The 15,454-nt window shown below is 45.6% G+C and carries 15 protein-coding genes and 3 tRNA genes; 11 read left to right on the forward strand and 7 right to left on the reverse strand.

What is annotated here, in order from left to right; genetic code table 11:
* Position 1 precedes the first annotated feature (1 nt).
* Positions 2-75, reverse strand: a tRNA-Pro gene (locus CLOSYM_RS19040).
* A gap of 120 nt (positions 76-195) precedes the next feature.
* Between CLOSYM_RS19040 and CLOSYM_RS23100 the strand changes: the two genes are divergently transcribed.
* The gene (locus CLOSYM_RS23100) at positions 196-354 is read left to right on the forward strand and encodes a hypothetical protein (protein ID WP_003504456.1); all 159 of its coding nucleotides are present in this window, start codon (positions 196-198) and stop codon (positions 352-354) included.
* Positions 355-486: 132 nt separating this feature from the next.
* Here the strand turns inward: CLOSYM_RS23100 and CLOSYM_RS19045 are convergent, their stop codons facing one another.
* From CLOSYM_RS19045 to CLOSYM_RS19055, 3 genes are read right to left on the reverse strand one after another with little or no spacing between them, the layout of a single operon-like run.
* Complete coding sequence (locus CLOSYM_RS19045) at positions 487-1,542, reverse strand: ComEC/Rec2 family competence protein (protein WP_021643411.1); 1,056 nt, start codon at positions 1,540-1,542, stop codon at positions 487-489.
* A 53-nt stretch (positions 1,543-1,595) separates the two neighbouring features.
* On the reverse strand, positions 1,596-2,927 hold the full coding sequence (locus CLOSYM_RS19050) for an MATE family efflux transporter (RefSeq protein WP_003504459.1): 1,332 nt from the start codon (positions 2,925-2,927) through the stop codon (positions 1,596-1,598).
* A complete protein-coding gene (locus CLOSYM_RS19055; RefSeq protein WP_021643412.1) occupies positions 2,920-3,357 on the reverse strand; it encodes a MarR family winged helix-turn-helix transcriptional regulator in 438 nt (145 codons plus the stop codon). Before CLOSYM_RS19055 ends, CLOSYM_RS19050 begins: the two co-directional genes overlap by 8 nt.
* Before the next feature lie 167 nt (positions 3,358-3,524).
* Here CLOSYM_RS19055 and CLOSYM_RS19060 point away from each other — a divergent pair.
* The 5 genes from CLOSYM_RS19060 to CLOSYM_RS19080 all read left to right on the forward strand — a co-directional run bounded on the left by CLOSYM_RS19060 (position 3,525) and on the right by CLOSYM_RS19080 (position 10,075).
* Positions 3,525-3,595, forward strand: a tRNA-Gly gene (locus CLOSYM_RS19060).
* A 298-nt stretch (positions 3,596-3,893) separates the two neighbouring features.
* Positions 3,894-5,771, forward strand: a complete 1,878-nt coding sequence (locus CLOSYM_RS19065; RefSeq protein WP_021643413.1) for a glycine betaine ABC transporter substrate-binding protein — start codon at positions 3,894-3,896, stop codon at positions 5,769-5,771.
* Complete coding sequence (locus tag CLOSYM_RS19070) at positions 5,758-6,978, forward strand: quaternary amine ABC transporter ATP-binding protein (protein ID WP_021643414.1); 1,221 nt, start codon at positions 5,758-5,760, stop codon at positions 6,976-6,978. The genes CLOSYM_RS19065 and CLOSYM_RS19070 overlap by 14 nt, the downstream gene beginning before the upstream one ends.
* A 284-nt stretch (positions 6,979-7,262) precedes the next feature.
* Entirely contained in the window at positions 7,263-8,621 is a 1,359-nt protein-coding gene (trkA, locus tag CLOSYM_RS19075; protein WP_003504468.1) for a Trk system potassium transporter TrkA, read from the forward strand.
* A gap of 14 nt (positions 8,622-8,635) precedes the next feature.
* On the forward strand, positions 8,636-10,075 hold the full coding sequence (locus tag CLOSYM_RS19080) for a TrkH family potassium uptake protein (RefSeq protein WP_003504470.1): 1,440 nt from the start codon (positions 8,636-8,638) through the stop codon (positions 10,073-10,075).
* On the opposite strand, the gene CLOSYM_RS19085 is transcribed toward CLOSYM_RS19080, so the two are convergent.
* A complete protein-coding gene (locus CLOSYM_RS19085) occupies positions 10,072-10,311 on the reverse strand; it encodes a hypothetical protein (protein ID WP_021643416.1) in 240 nt (79 codons plus the stop codon). The two genes, CLOSYM_RS19080 and CLOSYM_RS19085, sit on opposite strands and share 4 nt — an antisense overlap.
* Positions 10,312-10,430: 119 nt before the next feature.
* On the opposite strand from CLOSYM_RS19085, the gene CLOSYM_RS19090 reads away from it, so the two are divergent.
* The 3 genes from CLOSYM_RS19090 to CLOSYM_RS19100 all read left to right on the forward strand — a co-directional run bounded on the left by CLOSYM_RS19090 (position 10,431) and on the right by CLOSYM_RS19100 (position 11,915).
* A complete protein-coding gene (locus CLOSYM_RS19090) occupies positions 10,431-10,754 on the forward strand; it encodes a hypothetical protein (RefSeq protein WP_021643417.1) in 324 nt (107 codons plus the stop codon).
* 208 nt (positions 10,755-10,962) lie between these two features.
* On the forward strand, positions 10,963-11,208 hold the full coding sequence (locus tag CLOSYM_RS19095) for a hypothetical protein (protein WP_242828705.1): 246 nt from the start codon (positions 10,963-10,965) through the stop codon (positions 11,206-11,208).
* A 425-nt stretch (positions 11,209-11,633) separates the two neighbouring features.
* The gene (locus CLOSYM_RS19100) at positions 11,634-11,915 is read left to right on the forward strand and encodes an H-NS histone family protein (RefSeq protein ID WP_003504476.1); all 282 of its coding nucleotides are present in this window, start codon (positions 11,634-11,636) and stop codon (positions 11,913-11,915) included.
* A 20-nt stretch (positions 11,916-11,935) separates the two neighbouring features.
* Here the strand turns inward: CLOSYM_RS19100 and CLOSYM_RS19105 are convergent, their stop codons facing one another.
* A complete protein-coding gene (locus CLOSYM_RS19105) occupies positions 11,936-12,718 on the reverse strand; it encodes a Cof-type HAD-IIB family hydrolase (RefSeq protein ID WP_003504478.1) in 783 nt (260 codons plus the stop codon).
* Between the two features lie 253 nt (positions 12,719-12,971).
* Between CLOSYM_RS19105 and CLOSYM_RS19110 the strand changes: the two genes are divergently transcribed.
* Positions 12,972-13,045, forward strand: a tRNA-Pro gene (locus CLOSYM_RS19110).
* Between the two features lie 86 nt (positions 13,046-13,131).
* Here the strand turns inward: CLOSYM_RS19110 and CLOSYM_RS24155 are convergent.
* Positions 13,132-13,596, reverse strand: coding sequence for a TspO/MBR family protein (locus CLOSYM_RS24155; RefSeq protein WP_044902909.1), 465 nt, complete (start codon positions 13,594-13,596; stop codon positions 13,132-13,134).
* 512 nt (positions 13,597-14,108) lie between these two features.
* On the opposite strand from CLOSYM_RS24155, the gene CLOSYM_RS19120 reads away from it, so the two are divergent.
* Positions 14,109-15,095, forward strand: a complete 987-nt coding sequence (locus CLOSYM_RS19120; protein WP_044902913.1) for a GntR family transcriptional regulator — start codon at positions 14,109-14,111, stop codon at positions 15,093-15,095.
* Positions 15,096-15,454 lie beyond the last annotated feature (359 nt).

Raw genomic sequence — 15,454 nt, forward strand, 5'->3', positions numbered from 1 at the left:
ATCGAGGCGACGTGATTCGAACACGCGACCTCTGCGTCCCGAACGCAGCGCTCTACCAAACTGAGCCACGCCTCGATGTCGTTTAATGGTGAGCGATGTATATCATATCATTAAATTGTAGAAAAAGCAAGAGAAATTTGAAAAAAAGTAAATATTTTTTTCACGGCCGCTCATACTAACATTGAGGTGAAGCAGATGACAGATAATATGAATCAGAAACAGCAGGAAAAAATACAGGAGAAAAAGAACCTGGAAAAGTTTAACAGTATTACACAGAAAGTAAAACCTGAAAACCAGAACCAGACCCACAATGTACGAAAAGAAGCGGTAGACCCGAAAATGAGGCAGGTATAAGCGTCCTATCCGGATGCTATAACTGCCGGCGGTAACAGGCGCGCCGATCGCGCCTGTTACCGTTAACAAGGAATTTAGTTAGGACAGTATCCTGGCGGACGGCAGGCTCAGATACAGCTGGTTCGAAAAAGGTCAGGATGCCGGCAGGGTCAGCGCGCTTCCATCGCTCGTCAGGGTGATGGTACCGGATTCATCAGTACGGAAAACCGTGATGTTCCGGCTGTCCAGACGCTCCAGGACCGCTTTGCCGGGGTGACCGTAAGAATTATCCCTGCCGCAGCTTATAACGGCGATGGAAGGATTAACGCTGTCGAGGAAGGCTTCCCCGGTGGAGGTGGGAGAACCGTGGTGGCCGACACATAATACATCGGCTTTCAAGTCAGGCCAGTACTCCGTCATCTCCTGTTCGCTTTCCTGTTCGGCATCGCCTGCCAGGAGAATAGAGGTATCGCCGTAGACAAGCCGGATTGCAATCGAATAATTATTTACATCATCGTATTGGGCGGAAAGAGGGGAGAGAATTTCAAAATATCCCCCGCCCAAGGGATACCGTTCTCCCGGCTGCGGATGGACTACCTCTTTTTTCATCCTTTGTACCGTATCGGTAAATGATTTATAAATCTTTGTATCGGTTTCGTAGCCGGGGCCGAGAATCATATCCGTGTTGAAGACGTTGAGCGCGCCTACCAGTCCGTTCAGGTGATCTGCGTCATAATGGGAGGCCACCATATAATCCAGCTTTGCAACCCCCTTCTCTTTCAGATACGCCACGACAAAGGAAGAGGCGGTTCTGTCACCGCCGTCATAAAGCATAAAGTGGCCGTCTGCATTTATCAGGACGGACAGGCCCTGGCCCACGTCGAGAAAATCCACTCTGAGCCCGCTCCGTTCAGACGGATCCGTGACAGAGGGAATATCCTCAAAGCGGCCGCTTCCGGGAGCTTTTGGTGAATTGGGAATATTACCTGAAAGTACGTCGGAAACAGCTTCGGAAACAGCAACATAAGCGCTTTGAAAATCGGCATTATCAGGGCTGTTTCCGAGCAGCCTACCGGATATGAATTCCGGCAGCAGCCCGCAGACACAGAGCAGGGCTATCAGCCCAATCACTATCTTTTTAATATTGGAATATTTTTTTAAGTTATTATTTTTTTGTTTCTGATATTTTCTGCTTTTGCTTTTATTCATAATGGTCCTCCTTTGCCGCCGGCAAAGCCGCAGGCAGTACCAGTATAAACGATTTACAGATACCTGTAAACCTTTCCGTATTTCCATGCCAGGAAAGCGGCCAGCAGAAATGCAATGGTTTCCGCAGCCGGAGTGGCCGACCAGACGCCCGTAATCCCAAAGAGGGAGGAGAAGAGCAGGATCGCCGATACCAGCAGTATAAGAGTTCGCATAAAGGACAGGATGGCCGACAGGGTTCCGTTGCCGAATGCCGTGAACAGAGCCGATGTAAAAATACTGAAGCCTTTGAACAGGTAGCTGACGGCAAATATTCTGAGTCCGGTAGCCGCAAGTGCGTGTACGGCGCTGCCGGCTGGTGAGAATACGGAAGCCAGCCAGTCTGCAAAGAGAACGGTGCCCGCCGTCATGACTACGCCGACACTGGTACAGAAATATAAGCTTATGCGAAACAGCTTTTTCAGCTTCCGGCAATCACCGCTTCCGTAGTTATAACTGAATAGCGGAGCCACACCGATGGAATATCCAAGGTTAATGGCGATCAGCACAAAATCGAGATATAAAAGGATCGAAATTGCAGCCACTCCGTCAGGCCCGATGAGCCTCATCATGATAATGTTAAATAAAAAGGTCGTAACACTGGTAGACAGGTTGCTGACCATTTCAGACGAGCCGTTGGTCATGGCGCGCATAAGAGTCTGCATGGAAGCGCGTGGTTTTACAAAGTGCAGCGGAGCCTCCCTGTGGCGTGCGAAATAGTACAGTCCGAAGACTGCGGCAATAAAGTAGCCGATCCCTGTTGCAACGGCGGCGCCGGCTACACCCATATTGCAGACTGCAATAAAGTAATAGTCCAGAAAAACATTGGCAAGACCGCTGACCAGGGTCACCAAAAGCCCTGTACCCGGTTTTCCGTTGGCGACAAAAAGGCTCTGGAACTGCACCTGCAGAAGGCTGAAGGGCAGAAACAGAATAATCGGCAGCGCATATTCGCGGCAATAGTCAAAAACGGCGTCATTGGCGCCCAGAAGATGAATAATATCACCAAGAAACAGGCAGGAGACGACGGAAAATGCGATGCCCAGACCAATCGTAAACAGAATAATGAATGTAACGATCTGGTTTGCCTCTTTTTGTCTTCCTTCTCCGAGTTTTCTCGATACGATGGCGGTTGTGCCGGTTCCGAACATAGTGCCCAGACCGATGACAATGCTCATCAGCGGATAAATGATATTGACTGCGGAAAATGCGTTGGTGTTAATAAGACGGGATACGAAGATTCCGTCCACGATAGTATACAGTGACATTACCACCATCATAAAAATAGAGGGCAGGGTAAATGCCAGGATTGATTTCAGATTAATTTCACGGTTCAGTTCGTTATTCATTTTTTAATTGCCTCCAATTATAGCCTGAAATCGTCTGCAGGATGTCCCCAAACAGTTCAAGCTGTTCCTCTGTATATTTTGTTCTGAGATCTGACTCCACTTTCTGGAATATCTCATCATAGAGCCCCATTATATTGGCTATTTCCGGGCTCAGCTTCAGATAGTAAACCCGCTTATCCATGGAACTTTGTTCCTTCAGAACAAGCTTTTGCCTGACCAGTTCATTGATTTTAATGGTAACGGCGGATTTGGTTATATGGAGCGCTTGGGCCAGTTTACTTACGGTGCAGTCCTCAAGCTGTTCAATAACATTAATATAGAGAAGGCTGTTATAGGACAGGCCGTTGAAATAATCGCTTCCGTTCATCATCTGAAGCTCATACAGGGACATATGATAATAGAAGCTGTTCATTTTATCAGTGATCGTCATATTATACTCCTTTAGTTATATTGATTTAATTAAATTTGCTTAACTATATTACACGATTAAATAATATATGTCAATCTCATTCGTTGACTTTTTGGGAAATTGTGATATAATGGTTATTGTTCACAGCATAAATCATTGGATACAGTCAATACATGAGTCTTTACTTTGCAGATATGGTTCATCGGTAGAACGCTAGCTTCCCAAGCTGGAAAGGCGGGTTCGACTCCCGTTATCTGCTTCTGAAAAACCTTGCATAGCCAAGGTTTTTTCTTTTATATCCCGGACGCCAGGTTTACGGTTTCTGCATCTTATTATCAGCAGGGAATACCCAGCCGCTGTTCTTTGAAAATTTCAAGCGATTAACGAAAGTTTAAATTTTCAATAATCCTGACAATTTATTAAAAATTGTCTTAAGGAAATGTTAATAATTCTTTGTTAGCTAGCTAAGCATTGCGTATTCGGTGAATAGCTGTTATACTGATAAAGAGTCAGAAACGGGATAGTATTACAAAAAATTGACAGACAGGAGGGGTTACATGAAGAAAAAAAGAACAATAGTTGCTGTTCTGGCAATGGTGTTGACCTTAGGGGCAGGGCTGGCCGGATGCAGTACAAAATCAAGAGAGATTGCGTTTGCCGATGTAGGATGGGACAGTGTGAAATTCCATAATGCAGTTGCAGGCCTGGTAGCGGAATCTGCTTTTGGTTATACCTGGAAGGAGATGCCGGGTTCAAGCCCGATTATGCATGAGGCCTTGAAAAACGGTGAAATTGATGTGAATATTGAGGAGTGGACGGACAACCTGTCGACCTATTATGAGGACAGGGATGCCGGGCTCTTTAAGGATCTGGGAACGAACTTTGGTGACAACATCCAGGGATTTTACGTTCCGAGATACGTGATAGAGGGAGATCCGGAGCGGGGAATTGAGCCGATGGCTCCGGGACTCAAAACCGTGCAGGATTTAAAAAAGTATGCAGATGTTTTTCCGGATGATGAAAAACCGGGTATGGGACGCATCTACGGAGCAATCCCGGGCTGGGAAATCAATGAGATCATGCAGAAAAAGGTGAAGTTTAACGGACTTGACAGTCAGTATAATTACTTCCAGCCGGGGTCGGATGCGGCGCTTTCGGCGGCATTTACCTCCGCCTTTGAAAAGGGTGAGCCGATTGTCGGTTATTATTGGGAACCAACCTGGCTGACCGGTAAGTATGATATGGTGCTCCTGGAAGATTACCCCTATGTGGATTTGGAGAAATACAAAGCCGGAGAGACCGCTTGTCCGTCTGTCGATGTTACGGTCGGCGTCAGCAACCAGTTCTATGAGGAAGAGCCGGAGTTCTGCGAATTCCTGGAAAAATATGAGACCAGCAGTGCGCTGACCTCGGAAGCGCTTGCCTATATGCAGGACAACGAGGGAGTTACCTATACCGATACCGCAAAATGGTTTTTGACAGAGCATAGTGAATTAATCGATCAGTGGCTGCCGGAAGACAAAGCGGAAGATGTAAGGGGCGCGCTCGGCCTTTCACAGGAGAAGACAAATTATTTCTTTGATTTCCCGTTTGTGATTCCGATTGATGTCAATGCCTTTGATACTTCCGTGAAAGCGTTTGCGAACCAGTCAACCGTATTTAAGGCAATCAGGGACGGGCTTAATATTCTGATCAATGTTCTCAATGCAATCCTCAATTTGATTCCGTGGTGGCTTCTGATTGCAATTGTTTTCTTCGGAGGTTATAAACTGAGCGGTAAAGTGAGAAATGGCATTATTTACAGTATCCTTCTGTTCCTTGTGGGAGCCATCGGGCTGTGGGATTTGATGTATGAAACGCTGTCGATTGTGCTTGCGTCTGTTGTGATTTCACTTCTTATAGGCCTTCCTGTGGGAATTATGATTTCAGGCAGCGACAGGGCGAATGTGATCGTGCGGCCGATTCTGGATACGATGCAGACAATGCCTGTGTTTGTTTATCTGATTCCGGCAGTGCTTTTCTTCGGACTGGGTAAAGCTCCGGCCGTTATTGCCACGACTATTTATGCCATTGTGCCTGTAATCAGGCTGACCAGCCATGGTATCAGGCAGGTGGATCCGGAAGTGGTGGAAGCTGCCAGATCCTTTGGCTCCACGAAGTGGCAGTGTCTTTTCAAAGTTCAGATACCACAGGCCCTGCCGACTATCCTGACCGGCGTCAACCAGACGCTTATGATGGCGATGGCCATGGTAGTTACCTGTTCCATGATTGGCGCCTCCGGACTGGGAATGGAAGTGCTTATCAGCGTTAACCGTATTGAGATCGGCAGGGGACTTCTGGCCGGTACGGCAGTCGTAATAGTGGCAATTCTCATGGATCGACTGACTCAGGGATGGTTCAAGAGAAAGGAGGACAATGCGGATGGCAGAAAATAAAGTGATTATCGACGGAAAAGACAGGGAAAAAGAGAATGATTATATTTTACAGGTGAATCATCTGATAAAGCTGTACGGGGCCTCCAACAAAGCAGAAGCCGCAAAGCTGATGAAAGAGGGAAAAACCAAGGATGAAGTTTTTAAAGAAACGGGTGTCACCGTTGCGCTCTGGGACGTAAGCTTTAAGGTTAAGAGAGGCGAGGTGTTTGTCATCATCGGCCTTTCCGGCTCCGGCAAATCCACGGTGGTCAGAATGCTGAATATGCTTAACAAACCGACGAGCGGCCAGGTCATGTATGAGGACAGCGAAATCGACACTTTCAGTAAGAAAGACTTGAATGAATACCGCCGGGACAAGATTTCCATGGTTTTCCAGAGCTTCGGCCTGATGAGCCACAGGGACGTCCTCGGTAACGTGGTCTATGGCCTGGAAGTTAAAGGCGTTCCAAGGGTGGAACGGGAACGCAAGGCGATGGAGATGATAGAGATGGTCGGCCTGAAAGGCCACGAGCATACATTAATAGGCAATCTGTCCGGCGGCATGAGACAGAGAGTTGGAATTGCCAGGGCATTGGCCAACGATCCGGAGGTGCTTTTAATGGATGAACCGTTCTCGGCATTAGACCCTCTCGTCAGAAAGGATATGCAGTTCGAACTTTTGTCCCTGCAGAGGAAGCTGGAAAAGACGGTGGTGTTTATCACACATGATATCAACGAGGCGTTTAAACTGGGAGATACTGTGGCGATTATGCGTGACGGCCGCCTGATCCAGGTGGGCACGCCAGAGGAGATGAGCGCAAATCCGGCAGACGACTATGTCCGCCAATTTATCAACAGTGCAGATATGACGAAGGTTCTCTGCGCAAAGAATGTAATGATTACTCCCTGCGTGGTGCGTGAGACGGATTCTCCCGAGTATGCGCTCCGCGAGATGAAGAACAACGGAGTGTCCACGGCCTATGTGGTGGGCCGCCACATGAAGTTCCTCGGCATTGTAAATGTTGAATCAGCGATCAGGGCGAGAAAAGAAGAAAAATCGCTGAAGGAAGTCTATGTGACGGATGTCGAGACCACGACGAGAGATACCGTTATCAGTGATATCCTGCCTATAGCGGCAGAGGCAAAATATCCGATAGCCGTTCTCGAGGAGGATGGAAGTCTTGTCGGTATCGTTTCCAAGGCATCGGTACTGTCTTCTCTGATGTAACGCTAAAGAAAACGTTAAGACAAGATAAAGATGGCGTTAAGACAGAATTAAGATGATATAAAGACAGAATTAAGATGGCATTAAGACGGTATAAAGATACCGTAAAGAGTGAAAAAAGTTAATAATATGATAGAAAGACGGTCATTTCTGCAATATCAAGGGGGAGATGGCCGTTTTCTCTATTCTTTCTATTTGAAAAAACAGGATATGGTGGTATAATAGGAAAATAGACATTCTAGACAAAAATGTACAGACTTGTATTAAGTGTACGCACGGAGGACTTTATGGAAGTTATCATTATCGGGTGTGGAAAAGTTGGAGTCACACTGGCAGACCAACTGGTCAGGGAAGACCACAATGTTGTGATGGTTGATACGTCGGCGGAGAGGCTGCAAAGTTTTTCGGAAGATATTGACGCTATTAAACTGGTTGGAAACGGCGCCAGCATCAGCACCCAATTGGAAGCCGGGGTTCAGACTGCCGACATTCTGATAGCAGTGACAGGTTCCGATGAATTAAACCTGTTTTGCTGCCTGATCGCCAAGAAGGCGGGCAAATGCCACACGATTGCCAGGGTAAGGAACCCTGTATACAGTAATGAGATAGGATTCATCAAGGAACAGCTGGGAATCTCCATGATTATCAATCCGGAGCTTGCGGCAGCTACCGAGATTTCCAGAATTCTGCGCTTCCCTTCCGCGATTAAGATTGACCCGTTTGCCAAGGGTAAGGTGGAGCTTTTAAAATTTAAAATTAAACCGGAATTTCATATGGACGGTTTGACGGTTATGGACGTGGACAGCCAGCTTCGCTGTGACGTGCTGATCGGAGCGGTGGAACGGGGGGACGATGTGACGATTCCCGCCGGTAATTTTGTGCTTCACGACGGCGATATGGTATCGATTATTGCATCTCCCAGGAATTCTATGGAGTTTTTCCGCAAGATAGGAATCCAGACGAATCAGGTTAAGAATACGCTGGTAGTGGGCGGAGGAACCATTGCCTATTATCTTGCCCAGCAGCTTTCTGCGATGCGTATTAAAGTAAAAATTGTTGAAAAGGATAAGAAACGCTGTGAATTGCTCTGCGAACTGCTTCAGGACACCCTGATAATCAACGGTGACGGTACGGACAGGCGGCTTCTGATGGAGGAGGGGCTGACGGACGCGGAATCTTTTGTAACACTGACCAATATGGATGAGGAGAATGTATTTCTTGCCTTATTTGCAAAGGAGAATTCCAAAGCCAAGCTTGTCACAAAGGTAAACCGGATTGCATTTGATGAGCTGATCGGGACACTGGATCTTGGTAGCGTGATTTATCCCAAATATATAACGGCCGATTACATTCTCCAGTATGTAAGGGCAATGCAGAACTCAATCGGAAGTAATGTCGAGACATTATACCATATACTGGACGGCAAGGCGGAGGCCCTCGAATTTTCGATTCAGGAGGAGTCGGAGGTGACCGGCGTTTCACTGATGGAACTGAAGCTGAAAAAGAACCTGTTGATCGGCGGAATTAACCGGAATGGGAAAATCCATATACCGAGAGGACAGGACAGTATCCTGAAGGGCGATACGGTAATTGTCGTGACTACACAAAAGGGACTGCAGGATATCCGCGATATTTTGAAAAAGTAGAAGGAGCTGAAGAGATGAATTATTCCATCATATTTTATATTATGGGGTGGATTTTGAATTTTGAGGCTGCTTTTATGGTGCCTCCCTGTATTGTTGCCCTGATTTACGGGGAGCAGGCAGGATGGAGTTTTGTTATCACGATGGCCTTATGTCTGCTCATTGGCGTCCCGTTGGTGATTAAGAAACCTAAAAAACAGATATTTTATACTTCGGAGGGATTTGTAACAGTTTCCCTGTGCTGGGTGGTTATGAGTATTATGGGAGCGCTGCCGTTTTTGTTCAGCGGCTCTATTACAAGCCCTGTGGACGCCCTGTTTGAGACGGTATCCGGTTTTACGACAACCGGAGCCAGTATCCTGAGCGATGTTGAAGTGCTTCCGAAGTCTATTCTTTTCTGGCGGAGCTTTACGCACTGGATTGGAGGTATGGGAGTTCTCGTCTTTATCCTGAGCCTTCTTCCGCTCACCGGCGGTTCTCATATGAACCTGATGAAAGCAGAGAGCCCCGGGCCTTCCGTAAGCAGGCTTGTACCAAAGGTAAGACTGACTGCCAAGCTGCTGTATTCGATTTATATATTCATGACGGTTGTGGAAATCCTTTTTCTGCTGGCGGGGAAGATGCCGCTATTTGATGCTGTTACCGTTACATTTGGAACGGCAGGAACGGGCGGCTTTGCAATTAAAAACAACAGTATTGCCGGTTATTCCCCCTATATTCAGAACGTTGTGACGGTATTTATGATATTATTCGGCGTGAATTTCAATGTTTATTTTTTGATTCTGATGAAGAGGGTGGGACAGGCATTCAGGACAGAGGAATTGCGGTGGTATCTGATAATTATAGCTGTCTCCATAGGAATTATCACGGTAAATACAGCAGGTCTGTACAGGAGCCTGGGAGATGCGCTGCATCACGCTTCGTTTCAGGTCGCTTCCATTATAACCACAACAGGCTTTGCCACCCAGGATTTTGACCTTTGGCCGCAGGCCTCAAAGACGATCCTGGTATTGTTAATGTTTATTGGCGCCTGTGCCGGCAGTACCGGCGGCGGAGTCAAGGTGTCGCGTCTGGTGGTGCTTGTAAAGACCGTCAGAAAAGAGCTGATCCAGTTTCTGCACCCACAGGTTATCCGCAAAATTAAGATGGACGGAAAAGTGGTGGAGCATGAAGTAGTGCGGTCAATCAATGTGTTTATGGTGGCATACACGTTACTGTTTTCACTGTCGGTATTTCTCCTGGCGTTTGACGGAGAAGACCTGATAACGAATTTTACGGCAGTGGCGGCCACATTTAATAACATTGGGCCTGGACTTGAACTGGTCGGACCGTCCAAAAATTTCGGCATTTTTTCAGAACCGGCAAAGCTTGTCCTGATATTTGACATGCTGGCGGGAAGACTTGAGATTTTCCCGGTGTTAATCCTGTTTTCAAGGGAAACATGGAAAAAGTTTTAATCGAGCGGTTCGATTGAGTGGTTTAATACGTCCATGATCCGGAGTAGTGTCTCTCTGTCATGGGATTCCAGAATCAAAAGGTTCCCGCGGCAGTACAGGTCGGCGAACATACTGATTTGGCGGACTGGGCCGATATACCGGGAACGGAGATTACGGGCGGCGGATGCATTTTTGCAGGCAGCGGCACATGAAAAGCCGCCGTTTGTTTCCTGATTGATTTTTTCATTGTTAAACATGATTTTCACCTCACAGTGTTTAAGTTTTACTGCTCACGGAACTGCTTTTTCAGCGGGGTTGTGAATAGTAATTTTAAGTTTACAGACCGTCAAAATATGATTTAGAAAGGATTGGCCTGATGGATATTTTGTTTTTTCTGATAGGTTGCCTGTTTCTTGCCGAGACAATTGATCTGTTTTGCAATAGGGATTTTCTGATTTTTGTATCGGACACGATTAATCCGGCTGATTATGACATTAAAAAGGTATACTCTGTTGAAAAGTGGCTGTTTGCCATCGACACTTTGGCCAGCTATTCAATCTCCTTCCATCTGGGAGGAATGATCGGTGATTTTGTGATGCTGGCGGTTATTTTTGCCACGATGATCGCACACTGGTGGGTTTTTAAAAGTCCTAAATTCAGGGTTCCGGGCAGGACCCCCGGCGGAAAAAAGAAGAGGTAATATGGACAGGTTCTGCCTGGGCAGACGCAGTACCGGCACCGGAAATTTCCGGTGCTTTTTCTTTTTACGGAAAAGTACATCCTGTCAGGTGCGCATAGAGGTTTTCCGGTAACACATTGTCCCCATGTACATACTATATACTATAAAGAAAAACAAATAAAGGAGATATTAAGTATGTGTTGTTTATTTAATAGATGTAGATGTGGATGTGGATGCTGGAATTCTGGATGCGGATGTAACAATAACGGATGCGGCTGTGGCTGCGGTTCCAACAGTGGCTGCGGCTCCAACAGTGGCTGCGGTTCCAACAACGGCTGTGGCTGCAACAGAGCTTACAGAGCAGGATTTAACGATGGTTACGCTGTCGGCTACAGAGACGGATTTAATGCAGCTTCCAACAACGGCTGTGGCTGCAACAGCGGATGCGGCTGCAACAGTGGATGCGGCGGCGTAATGCCGATTAATGATGGAGGCTGCGGCTGCAATAACTAATTGATGGCGGTGGCCTGTATGCAGAGCGTGCAGGCTATCGCTGCTAATTTTCCTTTCACAAAATATTTACCGTGTGTTCAAAATATATTCACATTTTCTACAAACAGAGGTCACAATTAAAAGATATACTAAGACCATAAAGATAAAGCAAATGAATCAAGTAAAACGAAAGAAGAAAAAACACAAATTAATCAGACATTCAGAATAGTAATATTTTTTTCATAATAAGCCGGATGGCCACTGGGCCACCCGGCTCCTCCTTTTTATAAATCATTTATCCGGAGAAGAATTTTTGCAAAGTCCATATAATTGTTCTAATTGTACAAAACACTGCATATAATTTAATGATCCGGGAAAAACTGGTAAGAGAAAGGAGACGAAATAACTATGCCAAGAGGAAAGAAAAAATCATGTACGGAGAAACTGAGTGAGGTCAGGGAGATGATTGACGCTCTGGAAGCACAAATTAAAGATTTGAAGGCGAGAGAAAAAGAGCTTCTGAAAGAGCGGAGAGAGGAAGACTTGAAACATATTGCAGATATTCTTGAAGAGCGCAATCTGACCCCGGACGAATTGGCCGGGATGCTGGATCAGATGACCCCGGCCGAGCGAGTGAGGTTGTTATCTCATGTGGAGCCTGAAGAGCAGGCGGAGTGGCAGGCAGTGTAGAACGTGAACTGCCTTTCAGTTCAGTCGGTCAGAAGACCGAGATGCAGGCAGGCGCGGTAGATGCCGTCCTCTGCAATGGGAGAAGTCACATAATCCGCGGCCTCTTTCAGCTCTTTCACAGCATTGCCCATGGCAACGCCGATGCCTGCTTTGATAATCACTTCCATATCATTCATACTGTCACCGAAGGCAACGGAATCGGAGAGGTCTTCCTTCTCGCCGAAATATGCGGCAAGGCGGCTCAGGCCCTCTGCTTTTGATATACCGTGTTCCATGACATCGGCTCCGCGGCGTCCGGCGAACAAAGGCATTTTTAAATTGGGAAATTCTGCTTCAACCCGGCGTACCTGGGATTCATCGCCGATAAAGGCGAGGGTCCGGATGTTCATATCAAGCATCTTCCATGGATCCTGAAAACGCCTTCCGCAGCTTCCCCAGGCGTTAATGTCGCTGGCCTCAATAATCTCAGGATGAATGTAATAATCGTCATCACCCAGAGTCATCCCAATTCCATAGCCCTCGCGGTCACAGAAGCAAAGCAGTTCTTCCAACAATTTACGGTTAAACAGATGTTCAAATATCAGGTTGTCACCGACGGTTATTTTCGTGCCGTTCATATGGATAACAGCATCAGGTTTTATAATGTCACGGTATTGCCGGCTGTAGTAGTTGTCCATATCGCGGCCTGTGGCAAGTACGATTTTATGTTTTTTTCGAAGTATATCAATCGCTTCCAGCGCACTTGGTGTAATCTTCCCTGTGTTGTGGTCCAGGAGAGTCATGTCAAGGTCAAAACTGATCATGGTGTATCCGCCTTTCTGGAATTATGTTTTCATAGGAGATTATACCCGAATCCCTCAGGAACGTGGAGCCGACGTAAATCAGCGCCGGATTCCTGCAGTGGACGCAGAAACCGTTTATGCGCAGTATAATGCCCGCTATGCGGCCATTATACCATAAAACCCGCACGGATTCATGAGTTTCCTTTATTTTTATAATTATAGAAAATTTTCATTGATTTTTTAGATATATTTGGTATAATAATAGAGCAGAGTACGGAGTATGGCGTAGCTTGGTAGCGCGCTCGGCTGGGGGCCGAGAGGTCGCAGGTTCAAATCCTGTTACTCCGAGTCATATAAAAACATTATTTAAAGATACTGAATTTACAGTGCTTGAAGATAATGTTTTTATTTTTTTGCCTTTTCAAACACACATCTTAATTTAATAAGAATATATAGAAATTTAAGTATGCGGCAAATATACACCATATCAGATAGGGAATCTGCAAATAAGCGGCCGTGGGACTGACAATATAAAATTGTTTTATCATACTGATTATTATAAAGATCAATGCGATGAGCCAGATAAATGCAAACAGATAAAGGTCTAATCCGAAAAAGATAATGCTCCAAAAACAGTTAAAGAATAACTGTATGCCATAGAGCAATAAAGCGTTTGGTTTATAGGGGCTGTTTGAGGTATAAACGAGATAAGAGGAAATTCCCATCAGTATGTAAAGCACTGTCCATACGATTGGAAAAATAAACCCTGGCGGGCTGAAAGCCGGTTTTTCGAACATAGAGTATGATGACATATTGCCGCTGAATAATGCAGATAGTGAACCAACTGCTAAGGGGATAAGTATTGATATAATAATAGCGCTTTTACTGCGTAGTTTCATATACCGGTATGCCTGTTAATTATATTTATCTAATTTTATGTAATGAAAATATTTAATATGACTTTCATAAAATTGATAAATGCAATGCCGGTCGATAATAAAAGCTGGCAAGTTTTAACTGAATGTGGTATACTTATACCAAGTATGGTGTTATAAAGTTATCAATGCTGGGGCTCGGGTACAGAAGTGCTTTAAATTCTATTGCTTCGAGCAGCTGAAATAGCGCTGGGAATCTTTATTACGATGGTAAAATGTGCGCGAATCGTTCTTTTGCCACCGGATAAGATTTCCGGCATTTCTTATATATTTAACAGGAAATTTCACCTGTTAAATAAAAAACGCTCCGCGGAGGAGCGCACTCGCTAAGTGAGCCGATGCCTGCGGCGGCAGGGAATAGTGTTGCTACAGCGACCCGCCGCAGGCGGAGAAGTTCCGGTGCTGTGGTTAGTTAAATCGCGATGGCAGGCCGGACATTGCATAATAATATCCTGACATGGGAGAGTAAGAGGAATATGGAAATTTATCTGGATGAAAAATCGCCGCTGCCGAAGTACCAGCAGATTACGGAGCAGCTCTATGCGATGATTCGGAGCGGAGAGCTGAAGGCTGGAGAGAAGCTTCCGCCGGAGCGGGAGCTTGGAAAAGAAAACCATATAGCAAGAGGCACGGTTCAGATGGCCTATCAGGAATTAGTGCATCAGGGCTATGCTTATGCTGTCCGCGGGAGTGGGACATACATTTCTGAGATAGGAAACAGCCAGAAAGAAGAGATTCTGACGAAGGAGATTAATAATATTTTTGACCGCGCCGAGCAGATGGGCCTCCAGACCCGCGAAGTGGTGGACATATTCAGAAAGCAGATGGTCCGCCATATGGCCGGAGACGTAAAACTGATGATAGCCTGGGTAGAGTGCAGTCCGGAGTCGATTCAGCTGGCAAAAAACGAATATAAGAATGTGGAGAACAGCAGTATCCAATATTTTCTACTCGAAACAGTGCTGAAGGAACCGCAGCTTTTGGAGGATAATTTTGATATAATTGTGACGACGACACACCACTATGAAACGTTTGTCCAGGCATTCCCGGAACTGGTCAGCAAGGTGGAGGTGGTTACCACAGTCACGAGCAGCGAAACTTTGATAGGACTGGCTAAAATATCATCGGAAACAAGAGTGGTAGCCTGGACGATCAGCAACCGTTTTATGGAGAATCTGCTTTGGCAGATTCGGGATTTAGAGAATATCAATATTGTGAAAACCTTTGTTTCGGATAAGGAACGGGATGAGATTGGCGAAAGCTTAAGCAATGCGGACCTCCTGCTGACAACGAAGGAATACAGCACACTGGGCGAGCCGTTTATGGTCAGCCTGATTCAGAAATACAAGAAGGCTGGAGGAAGAGTCCTGTATTTTGACTATGTTTTTGATTCGGGTTCCCTCCTTCATCTCCAGACAAGCATCTGTGAGAAAATAGCGGAAAAAGAGAAGGATATATTGTAAGGGAAACCACAGGAAATAGAGTGGATAGAACCTGATTTAGTGATGAATATAGTATTAAAAGAGACGTCTGTTTTCGGAGAAACAGGCGCCTCTTTTTTTGCGTAAATATGAGAAATCATCCGATAGGTACAGTTCCAATTTTAATATTAAATGTATAATAAACTGGACATATCTGGATTGGTATAGTCCAAACTAAAGTTAAAAATATAGAATTTTAAACAAAAAACTGAAAATAGCTTGACAAATTATATATAGAATATTAAAATAAGAGCCATAAGTAAAGAGAGTGTTAAAAACGGCCGTGAAATTATTGATAATTTAATGGATTGGAATAGTCCAATTGAAAAAGGAGGAAGGAA

Origin of the sequence: [Clostridium] symbiosum ATCC 14940 (assembly GCF_000466485.1) — a bacterium.
GTDB lineage: Bacteria > Bacillota > Clostridia > Lachnospirales > Lachnospiraceae > Otoolea > Otoolea symbiosa.